This window comes from Psychroserpens algicola, from assembly GCF_014526325.1.
Taxonomy (GTDB): domain Bacteria; phylum Bacteroidota; class Bacteroidia; order Flavobacteriales; family Flavobacteriaceae; genus Psychroserpens; species Psychroserpens algicola.
In genome coordinates this window covers 1202777-1219975 of the sequence record NZ_JACNMJ010000001.1, presented here as the reverse complement: position 1 = coordinate 1219975, position 17199 = coordinate 1202777, and the positions used below count along the sequence as shown (strand labels likewise).

Sequence of the window (17199 nt, the reverse complement as noted above, 5' to 3'; positions counted from 1 at the left end):
ATTTTAAGTGTTTTAATGTTTCATTTTATATGCTTTAAATCATAAAAAAAGCAGTAAAACTCCCGCACTCCAATTGATAAAAAGCTAAAAATAATCTCATTTTTAAATAGAACATAACATTTACATAACATAGTGTTCAATTTAAAATATGAAATTTGTTCTCATTAATTTTTTTGAATCCTACATGGAAAACATTTACATCTACATGCTCGTTGCACTCGCCTTTTTGGCAATAGCAGATCTTGTAGTTGGTGTCAGTAATGATGCTGTTAATTTCTTAAACTCTGCAATAGGTTCTAAAGCAGTATCGTTTAAAACCATTATTATCGTTGCCAGTCTTGGTGTCGCTTTAGGTGCTATGTCATCCAGCGGTATGATGGAAGTGGCCAGAAAAGGTATTTTCAATCCTGGTGAATTTATGTTTGATGAAATCATGATCATCTTTATGGCGGTTATGATAACAGACATATTGCTCTTAGACTTTTTTAACACTCTTGGATTGCCTACTTCTACTACTGTTTCTATCGTTTTTGAACTTCTTGGAGCATCTGTGTGTGTTGCGGTTTTAAAAATTTATTCTGATGACGCACAGAGCTTATTAGACTTAGGAAAATACATAAACAATGAAAAGGCAATAGAGATTATTCTAGGTATTTTACTTTCGGTTGTTGTGGCATTTACGGTTGGTGCTCTTATTCAGTTTATATCACGACTTTTACTAAGCTTTAAATTTCAAGACAAACCTTCGATATATGGAGCTATTTTTAGTGGTGTAGCCGTAACTTCAATCTTATATTTCATCTTAATCAAAGGTGTGAAAAACGCATCTTTTATGAGTGAGAACATAAAAGGTATTGTGGCAGGCAGCCCATTAGAAATCATAGGAATTAGCTTTTTATTATTTACGCTATTATCATATTTAATCATTCACTACACAAAGAATAACATATACACAATCATCATCATCATAGGTACATTTGCTTTGGCTGTTGCATTTGCTGGTAACGATTTAGTGAATTTTATTGGTGTTCCAATGGCTGCCTATAATGGGTATTTGGATTGGTCTGGTAGTGGACAATTAGCTACCGAATATTCTATGTCTGCTTTAGCCGAAGCAGTAGAAGCAAATAATTATTTATTATTAGCTGCTGGACTCATTATGGTACTTACCTTATGGTTTTCGAGTAAAGCCAAAGCTGTTGTAAAAACCTCTGTAGACCTATCGAGACAAGATAATGTCAAGGAACGATTTGAACCTAATTATTTATCAAGAAGCATCGTTCGTGTTAGCATGTTAGCCTCTGAAGGATTTAATAATTTATTATCACCATCATCAAAAGCATATATTGAAAAGCAATTTGAAAAACCAATGCTCATTGCTTCAAAAACTGAAGATTTGCCTGCTTTCGATTTGGTTCGTGCAGCAGTAAACTTAATGGTTGCCAGTGTTCTAATCTCAATTGCAACATCAATGAAACTTCCGTTATCAACAACCTATGTTACTTTCATGGTTGCTATGGGAACATCATTAGCAGATAGAGCCTGGGGAAGCGAAAGTGCGGTATATAGAGTTGCCGGAGTATTAAATGTTATTGGTGGCTGGTTTTTTACAGCATTGAGTGCTTTTGTAGCTGCAGCAATTATGGCAGTTATCTTATTCTACGGAAGAGGCTATGCGCTTTCTGGTTTGCTTGTTTTAGCAACAATGCTTTTAATAAAAAACTACCTGAGCCATCGCAAAAATTCTAAAGTACAAAAAGAAGTGGATAGCCTTCAAAAAGCTGAAAGTAGCTCTACTCAGGGTGTAATTGTTGAAAGTGCAAGTAATATTGCTAACGTGGTAAAACGTGGTAATAAAATATACACGAGCGCAATTAATGGTTTAGCTACTCAAAACCACAAACTCTTGAAGAAGAATAAAAAGAATATTGAAAAACTATCTAACGAAATTGACGATTTACGTGACAATATTTTTTACTTCATTAAAAACCTTGAAGAGCCTAGTGTCACAGCGAGTAACTTTTACATTAATATCTTAGGCTACCTTCAAGATATGGCGCAATCATTAGATTATATTTCTAATGTTAGCTACAAACATATTAACAACAATCACAAAAAGTTAAAGTTCAGTCAAATTAAAGAACTTAAGGAAATTGACGAAGTCATGGAGCAACTTTTTAATGATACAAAAACGGCTTTCGACAACAATTCGTTTGAAGATATTGGGCTTGTTCTCAAAGAAAAGAACGCTATTCTTGAGATGGTTACTGAAAAAATTCAAAAACAAGTTGAACGTACCAGAACTGAAGAATCTAGTCCGAAAAATACCACCTTATATTTTAGTCTATTATTGGAAACCAAAGATTTATTAAAAGCTACAATGAGTCTTTTAGAGGAATATCACGATGCTCATGATAGCGATGTTGTTCCTGCAACTTTACCAGTTATAGATGAAGAAGAATAAAAAAAAGCCGACTTTAAAGTCGGTTTTTTATGTTTATAAAACACTTCTAGTCAACGCCTATCTTACCTATTTCATTTAATTCGTTCATAGTCGCTCTCTTGGCTTCAAACTTCTCTACGTCTACAACATAAGTTTTGGATAAAGAGTCGTGCCAACCTTTAGCATCCTGACCTAAAAATGAAAATTGCTCAAATGGAATCAATCGACACAATGAGCGTATGAGTATCTCATTAATGGTTGGCTTACTTCCATCAAATAATACAACTGTTGTTTTTGTAATATACTTGCCAATAGTTCGTCCTTTAGTAAAGGTTTCAATTAGCGTATAATAAAACAACCAAATAAACATTCCTAAAATATAACTCACCCAGAAATTATCGTTTAAAGCTATAAATTCGTACAATTCATAACTCCCTGTTAACTCTGAAATGAGTGCTATAGCAATTCCCAAAGCAAAACTCAATAGGTATAAAATAATATAATCAATGATAAAATTTAAAAATCGCTTACCCTTAGATGCTAGTACGTCTTGAGTAATTCTGTATTTAGCGTGGTGATTCATAATATAACTTTGGTTAGTAGATTTCAAATATAGTATTCTATGATTAAACTCAAATAGTTTATTTTAGACTATTAAAATTATATCTCTATGAAATACCTGACATTGGTTATTGTTGCAATTATTAGTTTTCTGCCAGCATCTGCACAAGAGCTTTCTGCTATTCAACTTCTTGAAAAAGCTATTAATTATCATGATCCTAACGGAAATTGGGCAAGATTTAACGGCACACTTCATGTCACTATGGAAACCCCAAATACTTCTAACCGTAAAAGCAAAATCATTATTAATTTACCAGAAGATTATTTTTATGTTAAAGCTAAACGGGATACTATAACTACTGAATACACGGTTAAAACCACAGATTGTTCCATTACATTGAATGGTAAAACGAACCTTAGTGAAGCGCAATTAAAAGCTAATAACCTAAGTTGTGAACGTGCTAAAATGTATAAGAATTATTACACTTATCTCTACGGATTACCTATGAAATTGAAAGATAAAGGCACTATCATTCATGACAAAGTAGAACGTAAAACATTTAAAGGTAAAACTTATCTAGTGATAAAAGTATCTTATGAAAAAAGCGTAGGTAGCGATGTGTGGTTTTTTTATTTTAATCCTGAAACCTATGCAATGGAAGTTTACCAGTTTTTTAAAACAGACGACAAAGGTGAGCTACAATCTGATAGTGGTGAATACATTCTGCTGACCGAAACCACAGTCATAAATGATATTAAAATGCCAAAAAATCGAGCCTGGTATTATAATAAAGACGGTAAGTATTTGGGGACCGATATCTTAAAGAATTAAACCTCCATTTTGGTAAAAAAAAGCGTCTCATTATTAAACGAGACGCTTTTTTATATATAACACTTAATTATTAAGAACCACACATTAAGCAATCATCACCTTCAGCTTCTTTAGCTTGAGCGATTAAGGCTTTCATTTCTTCTGCACTCATTGGTTCTACGTCTACTTTATCTGCTGTTTTCTTAGCAAATTTTGCTGCAGTTTCAGCTGCTTTTTGTTGCTTTTGCGCTACATTATCAACCTCTACTACTTGTTGTGCAACTTCGGCAACAGGCTGTGCTTTTTCTTCTCTAGTAATAGTTACCTTTTTAGCATCAACAGCACTCTTGGTACGTAAGTAATACATTCCGGTTTTTAAGCCACTCTTCCAAGCATAGAAATGCATAGACGTTAATTTTGCCATAGTCGCTCCTTCCATAAATAAGTTAAGCGATTGTGACTGATCGATAAAGTAGCCTCTGTGACGAGACATATCGATAATATCTTTCATACTTAACTCCCAAACCGTTTTGTAAAGTTCTTTAATGTCTTGAGGAATCACATCTACACCTTGTATAGATCCATTTGCTCTCATGATTTCATTCTTTAAACCTTCATTCCAAAGTCCTAATTCGACTAAGTCTTCTAATAAATGCTTATTGACAACGATAAACTCTCCAGATAATACACGACGTGTGTAGATATTGGATGTGTAAGGTTCAAAACATTCGTTATTTCCTAATATTTGAGATGTTGAAGCTGTAGGCATTGGCGCTACTAATAATGAATTACGCACACCATTTTTTAAGACCTGCTTACGTAACTTCGCCCAATCCCAGAGTCCGCTTAACTCCTCATCTTTAATACCCCAAAGGTTGTATTGGAATTCGCCTTTACTAATTGGAGATCCTTCATAGGTTTGGTAAGGCCCGTCAGCTTTTGCTTCTTCCATACTGGCAGTAACTGCTGCAAAGTATAGAGTTTCGAAAATATCCTGGTTTAATTTTTTTGCTTCGTCGCTTGTAAAAGGCAAACGTAATTTAATAAACGTATCGGCTAAGCCTTGAACCCCTAAACCAACTGGTCTGTGACGGAAATTAGAGTTCTCAGCTTCTTTTACAGGATAGTAATTTCTATCGATTACTCTGTTTAAGTTTTTAGTCACACGTTTTGTGATTCTAAATAACTCTTTATGATCAAACTCACCATTTTTTACAAACATAGGTAAGGCTATCGATGCCAGATTACATACAGCAACTTCGTCTTTAGACGTGTACTCCATGATTTCTGTACATAAATTTGAAGAACGAATGGTTCCTAAATTTTTCTGATTCGACTTACGGTTTGCCGCGTCTTTATACAACATGTAAGGCGTTCCGGTTTCAATTTGAGATTCTAATATTTTCTCCCAAAGCTCACGAGCTCTTATTGACTTACGTCCTTTACCTTCAGCTTCGTATTTGGTATATAGTGCTTCAAATTCTTCACTATGAACATCACATAATCCCGGGCATTCATTAGGACACATTAAGGTCCACTCGCCATCTTCCTGCACACGTTTCATAAATAAATCTGGCATCCACATCGCATAGAATAAATCACGAGCACGCAATTCTTCGGCACCATGATTTTTCTTTAAATCTAAGAAACTCATAATATCAGCATGCCAAGGCTCGATGTACATGGCAAAACTTCCTTTACGCTTTCCACCACCTTGATCTACATAACGCGCTGTATCGTTAAACACTTTAAGCATTGGTACAATCCCGTTACTTGTTCCGTTGGTTCCTGCAATGTAACTTCCTGTAGCGCGAATGTTATGAATAGATAATCCTATTCCACCTGCAGATTGCGAAATTTTAGCCGTTTGTTTTAATGTATCGTAAATACCATCAATACTATCATCTTTCATCGTTAATAAGAAACAAGATGACATTTGTGGTTTTGGAGTTCCTGAGTTAAATAAGGTTGGTGTAGCGTGTGTAAAGTATTTTTTAGACATCAACTCATAGGTTTCTAGAGCAGCATCTAAATCGTTAAGGTGAATCCCGATGGAAACTCGCATTAACATGTGTTGCGGACGTTCGGCAATTTTACCGTTTAATTTTAAAAGGTAAGAACGTTCTAAAGTTTTAAATCCGAAATAATCGTATCCGAAATCACGGTTATAAATGATAGCCGAATCCAGTTTGTCTTTATTATCAGTAATAACCTTGTAAACCTCATCACTTAGTAAAGGTGCTTTTTTACCTGTTCTTGGGTTGACGTAGGTATATAAATCGGTCATGACCTCGCTAAAGGTCTTTTTAGTGTTTTTATGTAAGTTGGATACAGAAATTCGAGCTGCCAATCGTGCATAATCAGGATGAGCTGTGGTCATTGTTGCCGCTTGTTCGGCTGCCAGATTATCTAATTCACTAGTGGTGACACCATCATACAAGCCATCAATAACACGCATTGCCACTTTAATTGGGTCAACAAGTTCATTAAGCCCATAACATAATTTACGAACTCTAGCCGTAATTTTGTCGAACATTATTGGTTCTTTTCTTCCGTCTCTTTTTACTACAAACATACGTTACACTTTTTTTAGTTTTCTGAAGCTACCATTCAGAAAAAGGATTAGTTAGTTATCATTAATCAGCAGGAAACTGATTAACAATGGATTAATTATTAGGTTTATATACTGAAATTAAAACTGGTTGTTACGTATTCTTCGGAAATCGTTAACCAGTTAAAATACTTCTGTTTTTACTTAGGGTTCTAGAAATCGAAATTATCTGAACCGAAATCGTATTTATTTTCTTCTTCCTCTTTGTTAAGAACACCAGCTTTTTGGTATTCAGAAACACGTTTCTCGAAGAAGTTTGTTTTTCCTTGTAGAGAAATCATATCCATGAAATCGAAAGGATTTGCTGTATTGTAAACTTTTTCACAACCTAAATCTGCAAGCAAACCATCAGTTACAAATTCTAAATACTGAGACATGAGCTTAGCATTCATTCCTATTAAACTTACAGGAAGAGATTCTGTAATAAATTCTCTTTCAATATTTAAAGCATCTACAATAATTTCTTTAATACGCTCTTTTGGCACTTTGTTTACCAAATGGTGTTGGTGAAGGTGAACTGCAAAGTCGCAGTGCATACCTTCATCACGAGAAATTAACTCGTTTGAAAACGTTAAACCTGGCATAAGACCACGTTTTTTCAACCAAAATATAGAGCAAAACGATCCAGAAAAGAAAATCCCTTCAACAGCTGCAAAAGCTATTAATCGTTCAGCAAAGCTTGGAGATTCAATCCATTTCAATGCCCAGTCCGCTTTCTTTTTTATCGCAGGAAACGTTTCAATTGCATTAAAAAGCTTGGCTTTTTCTTTTTCGTCTTTTACATAAGTATCAATTAACAAAGAGTAGGTTTCACTATGAATATTTTCCATCATGATTTGAAATCCATAGAAAAATTTAGCTTCGCTATATTGCACTTCATTCACAAAATTTTCAGCTAGATTTTCATTTACAATACCATCACTAGCAGCAAAAAATGCTAATACATGTTTGATAAAGTAGCGCTCATCGTCTGTTAATTTCCCTGTCCAATCAGTAATATCTTGATGTAAATCAATTTCTTCTGCAGTCCACATACTAGCTTCAGATTTCTTATACCATTCCCACAAATCATGATGTTGGATAGGAAAAATCACGAATCGATCTTTATTTTCTTGCAAAATTGGTTCTACAACTTGAGACATATTAATTGGTTTTTTTTATTAAAAAATTAGCTGAAAAATCTAGTGTGATTTGGGACTAACAAAGATTGAAAATTGTAGGAGATATTTTGGTGTTTTTTGCGAAACCTTTTCAACAAGTTTTTAACAATGTGAATTTCATAAAAATTTTAAAGATTTGTTAAAAATAATAATAAGATATTGATTATCAGATAATTAAAAAATAAGCTGTGAATTTAAAAACGTAAGTATAATCCTATTAAATTGGTAGTGACAAGCGATGTTTACTAGAGAATCGAAAAGAAAAAAAATGGGATAAAAACCAAACGAAAAAGAGAGCTTTTCTTGCTCTCTTTTTCCCCCTAATAATTAACTAAACTAACTAAAACTATTTACTAATATAAAGTCGTGTTAATTGAAACTAAGATAAAAAGTCAGGTTTGACCCTGACTTTTATGATTAATAGCATTTAATCAAAAAGTGAATCCCCACGATCACTCAATTTTTTTTTGATTGGTTATCTTAATTTCAGTTCAAATATGATAAAATAACTTCGTCTAAAAGTTTCGATTTGTATAGTTGGTTACAAAAAGTGTATAATTGGTAAGGCTAAAATTTTAAACATCGACTTTAAAACATATTACACAGAAAAACGTGCTAACTATACATAATAAAAACATGGTATTGTAATATATTCTATATTTGATACTATGATCAAAGCAGTTATAGTTGATGACGAACCTAAAGCTATCCAAGGCCTGTCTTGGGAACTTACTAATTTTAGCAACGACATCGAAATCTTAGAAACGTTTTCAAATCCTGAAGAAGCTATTCGCTATCTAAATCTGAACACGCCCGATTGTTTGTTTTTAGATATTCAAATGCCAACCATGGATGGTTTTCAGTTTCTAGAAAAACTTTCTAATAAAGATTTTCCGGTCGTTATCACAACAGCTTATGATGAATATGCTATTAAAGCTCTGAAGCACGAAGCTATTGACTATCTGTTAAAACCAATAGATTCTGACGATTTACAGGAAACCATTAAAAAAATTAAAAAGTTTAATTCCAGATTAGTCACTTCTTCCAAAATAGAAGAAGTTCTAGTGAATTTCAATGAAAAGTTTGACAAGAAAAAAATCACGATTAATACCGACGGAAAGTTAATTTTTTTGAATGTAGATGATATCCTTTTTGTAGAATCTGACGGCAATTACAGTACGATAGTTACTAGCAAACAGCAAAATATTGTAATCACCAAAAAACTAAAAGAGGTTAATGCCATTCTACCTGAGCATTATTTTTTTAGAATCCATAACTCATTTATTATTAACTTAACTAAAATAAAAGAGTTTATTAAAAGTGAAGGCTATGTTGTCATGGAGTCTAATCATAAAATTCCTGTTGCAAGACAACGTAAATCTGATTTCTTAGAAAAGTTATAATTTGAAGTTTCAAAAATCACATATTTCAGTATGTTGTTCTAATTTGATATTAGTTATACTTCTATTGGTATATATCTATCCTGCATTGACAATTGCCCAGGAGCAATCAAGTTTTGATGACCAGCTAAAAATTTTAAAATCAAAACAGCCTAAACAGTATGCTACAATAGATTCGTTATTCAAAACTCATACGAGAGATAGTATAAAAATGAAAACGCTTATACAAGCGTGCCATGCCATTAACTATTCTGAAGGAGAAAGTTATGCGCTCAATGCTTTAGGTGTCATTTACAGAAATGTTTCATTTTACGAGCAATCTATCAAAACGCATAAGAAAGCAAAAGAGTTTGCAGATATTGTAGATAATAACGAATTAAAGGTCGTTAGTTTAAATAATATAGGTGTAGCCTATCGCCGAATGGATTTAGTAAAACCTGCTTTAGATTACCACACCAAAGCATTAGACATTTCTCGATCTATCGAAAACCCTTCAGAAACCATATCCTATAATATAGCTGTATCACAAAATAGTATTGGTAATATCTACCTTATTTTAGAACAGTATGATTTAGCTACAAAACAATTTCAAAAATCACTGATTATAGAAAAGAAATCGGGCAACCGGTTAGGCATGGCTATTAATTATCAAAATATAGGATACGCTTACGAGGCCACTGGCGATTTAGATAATGCCATTAGGAATTATAAGTTATCACTAGAATACAATGATCAGATTAATTCAAACCTAGGCCGTGTAATTTGTTACAATAGCATTGGACAAGTCTATATCAAGCAAAAAAAATATCCAGATGCTAAAGTGATTATTGAAAAGGCTCTGGAGAAAGCACTTCAAATTGGAGATCAATTCTATATTGCATCGTCTTACATTAACTTGGGCTGGGCTCAGGAAAAAATGGAAAGTTTAGACACTTCAGAACAAAATTTAAAAAAAGGGCTTGAGGTCGCTAAGGCATACAATCTTAATTCCTCTATCGTTGAAGCTAACAAACATCTTTCAGATTTATACACTAAAACCAATGAACATAAACTAGCTTTAAATCATTATAAAGAGGCTATAGAAATAGAAAAAACTATAAATAATGAACGTAATCTTCGCTATGTAAATGATGTAATCATACAGTACGAAAATGAAGCTAAAAACAAGGAAATCAAAGCTCTTGCTAATGAAAATACTATTGTAAGATCTAAATTAGAGCGTAATAAAAAAATATTTTGGTATTCAATGCTGGCACTTGCCCTTATTGGAGGTGTTTTGGTTGGACTTTATAGACACCGACAATTACAACAAGAGAAGCAGATTCTGACTTTAGAACAAGATATGCTACGTAGTCAAATGAATCCACATTTTATATTTAATTCGCTCAACTCTATCAAGCTATATATCATCAATAATGAAAAGGAGAATGCGGTCTATTATCTCAATAAATTTTCTAAGCTTATTCGTAAAATATTAGTAGCCTCTTCGGAAAAAGAAATTTCTTTAGAAGATGAGTTAGACACCATGCAACTGTATATGAATATTGAAAATATTAGATTTTCGAATGAAATCAATTTTGAAATTAAAATCGATGAAAACATTAATACAGCCAGCATAAAAGTCCCTTCGTTAATCTTACAACCTTTTCTTGAAAATGCTCTGTGGCATGGTTTGTCTTCCAAAAAAGATGATAAACATATTGTATTGCATGTTTACCGTAAAGCTGATGATTTTGTAACTATAACTATTACAGATAATGGTATTGGCAGAAAAGAGGCTCATAAGATTAATGAGGATAAACTTTTGAAAAGAAAATCAGTTGGTATAGCCATTACAAAAGCACGATTAGCAAATTTTTCTAAAGGCTACACCAACGATTACAGTATTACTATTGAGGATTTATATAATGCCAGCCATCAGCCTACTGGCACAAAAGTTATCGTAGAAATTCCCACACAATCCAGTGTATTACGAACAGCTTAGTTACCACCTCCAAGCGCAGACATCATCGACCCGTACTCTGAAGTAGAAATAGAAAAATCAGTAGTATCAAGTCCAACACACTCCATAGTCATATTGTTTTTTGATTTCTTCTTATCTACAAAAATCATTTCCATCATGAGTCCGTTTTCTTCGTATTTTTTCATCCAGGCAGGATCAAACCCCTTCGGAAGTTTCTTAATATTTGCACCCCAAATCTCATTAAAGCTTACCGGAACATCATCGGTAATATAAAAAGTAACTTTAATATCGTCGTTTTCACTCTGAAAACCTTCACACTCGTGACCTAGAATGGTCTTAGAATCTATTTTTGTGAAAGTGTATTTTGAACTATCCTCATCGCCTATCATGTCAGACCCTTTCAATTTTGATTTCTGAACGATTTTCTTTCCCATCATTTCCATAAACATTGCGGTAACACCAAGATCATTATCCATAACCATAAACATTTTTGTATCTGGACTAGATTTGCTCATTTCAGCAGAATCAAAACCAAAATACTTTTCCCCTTTCTTTAAATAATAATCAAAACTCATTTCACCCTTTTTATGAGTCATTTTAAGTTTATAGATATAATCAAAGTCATAAACTGGAGGTAATTCGGAGTTAGATTTTTTTTGAGCAAAGCCCAACTGAAACACCATTAAAAGTAAGAAAGTAATTGTAAGTCTTGTAGCGTATTGTGTTTTCATTGTTTCTGAAGATTTATTAATTAAACATCTGTAAACCTACAATTTAGCTAAACAAAAACACTATTTACAATTAGATTGTATGTGTGGTTTAAAAATATGTGTAGTTGGATGCGTGCAAAAAAATCAGCGGTAAGTTTTAGCCACTTTTTCTAATTCTGAATACCAATCTTCTCCAAATTTTCTGATAAGTGCTTCTTTTACAAATTTATAAATCGGCACTTGTAATTCTTGCCCTAAAGTACAGGCATCATCACAAATATCCCATTTATCATAATTTACAGCTGAAAATTCGGAGTAATCCTTAACACGAATAGGATATAAATGACAAGACACGGGCTTTTTCCAGGAAACTTCTCCTTGATTATAAGCTTCTTCTATACCGCAAAGTGCTGTTTTCTTATCATCAAAAATCACATAAGCGCAATCAGCACCATTGATTAAGGGAGTTTCAAAGTCACCAAACTCAGTCGTAATTGAAGTCCCTTGATTTTCAATAGCTTCTATACCTTCCTTACGCAAAAAGGGTTTTACTTTTGGATAAATAGCTTTAAGGGTTTCTACTTCTTCGGCATCTAAGGGAGCACCAGCATCACCATCTATACAACAAGCACCTTTACAAGCCGACAAATTACATACAAAGTCTTTCTCTATGATATCTTCTGAAACTATTGTTTTACCTAACTGAAACATGATTTTTATACTGAAAATACAGGTGACAAAAGTAATTAAACTTTACCATTATTTAATGTTATAAATCTGTAATAAAGAACTACTTTTGCCGAAAATATAGAACTCATGGATATTCAATTCAATATAAAAGAGATATTTACGGCGTTTATGATTTTGTTTGCAGTAATTGATATTATTGGAAATATTCCTATTATCATTGATTTACGAAAAAAAGTAGGTCATATACAAAGTGAAAAAGCCTCCATAATTGCTGGTGTTATTATGGTCTTCTTTTTATTTCTTGGAAAAACTATTTTATCGTTTTTAGGCGTAGGTGTTAACTCTTTTGCAGTTGCCGGAGCTTTTATTTTATTTTTTATAGCTCTTGAAATGATTTTAGGGATTACCTTATACAAACAAGATGAAGATGCCTCGTTAACAGCATCAGTATTTCCTTTGGCATTTCCTTTAATTGCAGGACCAGGAAGTTTAACAACCTTATTATCACTTAGAGCCGAGTTTAGGATTGAAAACATCATTATAGCGGTAATACTAAATGTTATTATTATATTTATTGTATTGAAAACCTCAGCTAGAATTGAACGTTTAATTGGACAAAACGGAATTAACATTATTCGTAAAATCTTTGGTGTTATTCTACTTGCAATTGCAGTAAAATTATTTGCTCATAACATCAAAGCACTTTTTGAGCTGGCTTAATTTTGAATTTTAACAAATGAAATATTTCACCATTTTAGTCACTATTGTTGCCATAGGACTCATCATTTTTAATGCGACCAGATTAGATTTTAATAACCTGTTTGAAGGCAAGAGTATTGTTGCACTAATTACAATATTAGCATCGCTTTGTGCTATTGCATTATTGCAAATATTACGCTTATCTAAACGTGTAGATCAAAAACTTAAAGGCCGCAATTAATGTATGACGCTTTAATTATTGGTGGTGGAGCAGCTGGCATGTCATGTGCTTTAGTCCTTGGTTCGGCAAAGTCAAAACCTTTTGCAGAAGATAAACGCATTGCTATTGTGATGCACCAACGTAGTTCGCACTTGCAAAACGCCTTATTCAATAACGTTTTGGGCTTAACTCCAGGAACATTAGGCGCTGATATTTTAGAAAGCGGAAAAACGCAACTCGACACCATGTATCCTCATGTTGAGCAAATAGACAACGAAAAGGTGAGTGCCGTTGACAAATCTGAAGATGGGTTTACTGTGACTACCAACAAAGGGGTTTACAAATCTAAAATTGTGGTTATCGCTGTTGGATACACAAACCTTCTCACTATTAAAGGACTAGAATCTTACGTTGAACCTCATCCTAGAGCTGTAATTGAAAAAGAACGCATATGGCTAAAAAATGAGAATCATCTTGTTGCAAACGGACTCTATGTTGCTGGTACTTTGGCAGGCTGGAGAAGTCAGTTTGCAATTGCATCTGGAAGTGGTGCGCAAGTTGCTACCGATATTCTTACCCTTTGGAATGACGGCAAACACACCAAAGTTCATGATAAGGTATAATGGGAAAGAAAAAAGACAAAAGGACAAAAAAAACCAGCAAGAAAGAAATACTGCTTCTCATAGTATTAAGTATCTTATTGGCTTCGGCAGGATTATATACTTACTTTTCTGAAGACACAATTGAAACCACAAACGTAAGTGGTGTTTTCGAAAAATATGAAGAAAAAAAGCGACGGAGTAATAAATCCACAAAGCGGTATTATTACATTTATTTAGATGACATTAGATACAACATTCCCAGAATTTATATTAATGCCTTAGATAAAAAACCCTTCTTATCTGAAGTAACCAAAGGAGACCAAATTACCTTGACTATCGATGATAGCAAATCGATATATCAAATCACAAAAGCAAACACCAATTATATTGATCCTTATACATTAAAAGAGGAAGTCGAATCTAATGACTTTGCAGGTTTAATTTTAGGCTGTTTATTTTTAGCAGGTGCAGTTTACCTGACATTTGTTTATGCCAAGCTTAATTAATCATTCTGTTCTTCGGAAACTTCAATATTGAGATAGTCATCGCCACGACTGAGTAAAATGACTTCTTCAATGATATCGTCGGTTTCATTCAGGATTTTTTCAGCGATATTACTTCCGTAGAGTTGTTGCGCTAGCTCCGATTTTATAAGTCGCTGCATCTGATCATAATAAGCCACAAAAGTTATATTTGTCCTTTCTTTCTGATTTACAAAATCCTGAAATTTCACAACAACATCGTCACTGACTTCAAAATTAGCTACAAAATCATCAGCCTCGACCCCTTCATAAATAGTGCGGTCTTTATCTAATTCTTCAAACACAAAATTACTGATGTATTCCCGACGCTTTAAATAATTAAGAGTTTCATTTTTAGCATTGGTATTTAGAGGCACAAATATGTCTGGGATAATTCCTCCGCCACCATACACAATCTTTCCCTGAGGTGTTTTAAATTTTAAAGAATCGGCTATTTCAATACTCTCCGCATTGTCTAACTCTCCACTACTTAGCCTTTTGTAATAATCGTTATAATAGTCATTGCTTCTACCATTGTCATACGGCCTTTGAATAGAGCGCCCTGTAGGTGTATAATATCTGGAAACTGTTAATCGTACAGCGCTGCCGTCTCCTAAAGACATTTCACGTTGTACTAAGCCTTTGCCATAACTACGTCGTCCAACAATAGTCCCTTTATCGTTATCCTGCAAAGCACCAGCTACAATTTCACTTGCTGAAGCAGAACTTTCGTTAATTAAAATATAGACATCACCTTCTTCAAAATCGCCTCGACGTGTTGCAAATCGTTTTTCAATTTTTCCTGTTTTGTTTTTAGTAAATAGGATAAGTTTATCATCTTCTAGAAACTCATCAACAATTTGTTGTGCTATATCTAAAAACCCACCAGGATTATCTCGTAAATCTAATGCTAATTGAGTAGCACCTTCATCTTGAAGTTGATCTAAAGCACGCTTAAATTCTTTATAGGTCGATTCGGCAAAACGATTAATTTTTATGTACCCTAAATTATCAGTAAGCATATAGGCAGCATCAACACTTTTTATAGGTACCACATCACGCTTAACTTTAAATTCTAAGAGTTTATCTTCTCCTTTTCTAAATACGGAAAGCTTCACTTTAGAGCCTTTTTCGCCTTTTAATTTAGCAATGATATCGGCATTACTCCATTCTCTTCCGAAGATTGAATCACCATCAGCCATTAAAATTCGGTCACCTGCTTTAATTCCTGCTTTTTCACTCGGCCCTCCTTCAATGGTTCTAATTACAGTAATAGTGTCATTGTAGGTATAAAAATTAACACCAAGTCCTACAAAATCACCTTTCATGTTATTGGTAACACGCTCTAATTCGCTTTTAGGAATATAAGTTGAATGCGGATCGAGATTATCTAAAATACCGTTTACTGTTACATCAACAATACTATCGGTATTGATATCATCAACATACTCGTAATCTATATAATCTATAAGCCGGTTAAGTTTGTCTTTTTTACTGTTAGAGCTAAACAAACGATCTGAAGTATCAGAAAAATTTAACTTTCCACCAATAAAAACTCCAGCTGCAATTGCAACACCAATGATTAGTGGTATGTATTTTTTATCAAATGTCATCTATACGGTTAAATCTTCTATTAACTCTAATGATATTCCAGCTTTTTCTAGAAAAGCGATTCCTGAATCATCCTTATAAGCCTCGTGATATACGACTCTTATAATACCTGCCTGATGGATTAATTTACTACACTCTTTACATGGTGATAAAGTAATGTATAATGTTGCGCCTTTACAAGATTGTGTAGACGAGGCTACTTTTAATATTGCATTAGCTTCGGCATGCAACACATACCATTTTGTATAGCCTTCATCATCTTCGCAATAGTTTTCAAAACCTGTTGGTGTGCCATTATATCCATCTGAAATAATCATACGATCTCTTACGATTAAAGCACCAACCTGCTTACGCTTACAGTGTGATAACTTTCCCCATTCTTTGGCTATTCTTAAGTAAGCTTTATCGTATCTTAATTGTTTTTTTTTAGACATGTTTAGGTTTCATATTGTGAAGCCTTCCTATAGAAACATCACGTTACCATTAAGACTCTAATTTCAAATGTAATAATTATTAAAAATGTTTTATGTCTTTTAAGACTTTGATAACGTTAAAGTTTTATCAAAACTTATATGTTCTCTGATAAATATTAATTGAAAACATTATTATGAATTAACATTGGTAACACAAAACCAACAACTATTGCTGAAATTACCATAACCCAATCGCGTTTAGAAAATCTAAAAATAGTTTGACATAAAAACCCTAAGAAGATTACGATAAACACCATAACAAGTTGTCCGACTTCAATTCCTAACCCTATTTCTAGAAGTGCCAGAATTTTGTTTTCTGAACTTGAAATCATCTTTTCAAATGTACCAACGAATCCTAGTCCGTGAATTAATCCAAAAAATAAGGTGACAAAAAACAGGAGTCCGACTTTAGTTCCGTGTGATTTTTTTCCAGCTGTAAACACATTAAACAATGCAACGACTAAAATAGTGAGTGGGATTAGAAATTCAATCAACCTGGCATTAACATTAATAACATCGTATGTTGTTAGTCCTAATGATATACAATGTCCGAGTGTAAATATTGTAACGAGCAATAAAATGCGCTTCCAGTCTTTAAATACATACGGAACAGCGAGTACAATTAAAAATAAGATGTGATCGTAGGCTTTGATGTTCATGACATGATAAACACCGTCTTGAAAATTTGACAGAAAATTGTCAATCATAATAACTTTATATTTGG

The 17199-nt window shown here is 33.4% G+C and carries 16 protein-coding genes; 8 read left to right on the top strand and 8 right to left on the bottom strand.

What is annotated here, in order from left to right:
• The first annotated feature begins 184 nt into the window (after positions 1–184).
• The gene (locus H7350_RS05135; protein ID WP_204344960.1) at positions 185–2464 is read left to right on the top strand and encodes an inorganic phosphate transporter; all 2280 of its coding nucleotides are present in this window, start codon (positions 185–187) and stop codon (positions 2462–2464) included.
• Between the two features lie 46 nt (positions 2465–2510).
• Here H7350_RS05135 and H7350_RS05130 read toward each other — a convergent pair whose 3' ends face one another.
• A complete protein-coding gene (locus tag H7350_RS05130) occupies positions 2511–3026 on the bottom strand; it encodes an RDD family protein (protein ID WP_204344785.1) in 516 nt (171 codons plus the stop codon).
• A gap of 87 nt (positions 3027–3113) precedes the next feature.
• Here H7350_RS05130 and H7350_RS05125 point away from each other — a divergent pair, with 87 nt between their 5' ends.
• Positions 3114–3836: a DUF6503 family protein gene (locus tag H7350_RS05125; RefSeq protein WP_204344784.1), complete on the top strand. Its 723-nt coding sequence runs from the start codon at positions 3114–3116 to the stop codon at positions 3834–3836.
• 70 nt (positions 3837–3906) lie between these two features.
• On the opposite strand, the gene H7350_RS05120 is transcribed toward H7350_RS05125, so the two are convergent.
• Positions 3907–6390: a ribonucleoside-diphosphate reductase subunit alpha gene (locus H7350_RS05120; RefSeq protein ID WP_204344783.1), complete on the bottom strand. Its 2484-nt coding sequence runs from the start codon at positions 6388–6390 to the stop codon at positions 3907–3909.
• A 188-nt stretch (positions 6391–6578) separates the two neighbouring features.
• Entirely contained in the window at positions 6579–7568 is a 990-nt protein-coding gene (locus tag H7350_RS05115) for a ribonucleotide-diphosphate reductase subunit beta (RefSeq protein WP_204344782.1), read from the bottom strand.
• A 686-nt stretch (positions 7569–8254) separates the two neighbouring features.
• On the opposite strand from H7350_RS05115, the gene H7350_RS05110 reads away from it, so the two are divergent.
• Both H7350_RS05110 and H7350_RS05105 read left to right on the top strand, forming a co-directional pair.
• On the top strand, positions 8255–8989 hold the full coding sequence (locus tag H7350_RS05110; protein WP_204344781.1) for a LytR/AlgR family response regulator transcription factor: 735 nt from the start codon (positions 8255–8257) through the stop codon (positions 8987–8989).
• A 1-nt stretch (position 8990) separates the two neighbouring features.
• A complete protein-coding gene (locus H7350_RS05105) occupies positions 8991–10970 on the top strand; it encodes a tetratricopeptide repeat-containing sensor histidine kinase (protein WP_235989262.1) in 1980 nt (659 codons plus the stop codon).
• On the opposite strand, the gene H7350_RS05100 is transcribed toward H7350_RS05105, so the two are convergent.
• Together H7350_RS05100 and H7350_RS05095 are read right to left on the bottom strand one after the other, a co-directional pair.
• A complete protein-coding gene (locus H7350_RS05100; RefSeq protein WP_204344780.1) occupies positions 10967–11680 on the bottom strand; it encodes a DUF4412 domain-containing protein in 714 nt (237 codons plus the stop codon). The genes H7350_RS05105 and H7350_RS05100 overlap by 4 nt on opposite strands.
• A 123-nt stretch (positions 11681–11803) precedes the next feature.
• On the bottom strand, positions 11804–12370 hold the full coding sequence (locus H7350_RS05095; protein WP_204344779.1) for a DUF3109 family protein: 567 nt from the start codon (positions 12368–12370) through the stop codon (positions 11804–11806).
• A 111-nt stretch (positions 12371–12481) separates the two neighbouring features.
• Between H7350_RS05095 and H7350_RS05090 the strand changes: the two genes are divergently transcribed.
• From H7350_RS05090 to H7350_RS05075, 4 genes are read left to right on the top strand one after another with little or no spacing between them, the layout of a single operon-like run.
• Entirely contained in the window at positions 12482–13069 is a 588-nt protein-coding gene (locus H7350_RS05090) for a MarC family protein (RefSeq protein WP_204344958.1), read from the top strand.
• A 16-nt stretch (positions 13070–13085) separates the two neighbouring features.
• Positions 13086–13289 (top strand): hypothetical protein, encoded by a 204-nt coding sequence (locus H7350_RS05085; RefSeq protein ID WP_204344778.1) that lies wholly within the window; start codon positions 13086–13088, stop codon positions 13287–13289.
• Positions 13289–13891 (top strand): NAD(P)-binding domain-containing protein, encoded by a 603-nt coding sequence (locus tag H7350_RS05080; RefSeq protein ID WP_204344777.1) that lies wholly within the window; start codon positions 13289–13291, stop codon positions 13889–13891. Before H7350_RS05085 ends, H7350_RS05080 begins: the two co-directional genes overlap by 1 nt.
• Complete coding sequence (locus H7350_RS05075) at positions 13891–14376, top strand: hypothetical protein (protein ID WP_204344776.1); 486 nt, start codon at positions 13891–13893, stop codon at positions 14374–14376. Before H7350_RS05080 ends, H7350_RS05075 begins: the two co-directional genes overlap by 1 nt.
• On the opposite strand, the gene H7350_RS05070 is transcribed toward H7350_RS05075, so the two are convergent.
• The 3 genes from H7350_RS05070 to H7350_RS05060 all read right to left on the bottom strand — a co-directional run bounded on the left by H7350_RS05070 (position 14373) and on the right by H7350_RS05060 (position 17182).
• The gene (locus H7350_RS05070) at positions 14373–16004 is read right to left on the bottom strand and encodes a S41 family peptidase (protein WP_204344775.1); all 1632 of its coding nucleotides are present in this window, start codon (positions 16002–16004) and stop codon (positions 14373–14375) included. The genes H7350_RS05075 and H7350_RS05070 overlap by 4 nt on opposite strands.
• A complete protein-coding gene (locus H7350_RS05065; protein WP_204344774.1) occupies positions 16005–16436 on the bottom strand; it encodes a deoxycytidylate deaminase in 432 nt (143 codons plus the stop codon). It lies immediately after the preceding gene.
• A gap of 155 nt (positions 16437–16591) precedes the next feature.
• Entirely contained in the window at positions 16592–17182 is a 591-nt protein-coding gene (locus H7350_RS05060; RefSeq protein ID WP_204344773.1) for a HupE/UreJ family protein, read from the bottom strand.
• Positions 17183–17199: the final 17 nt, after the last annotated feature.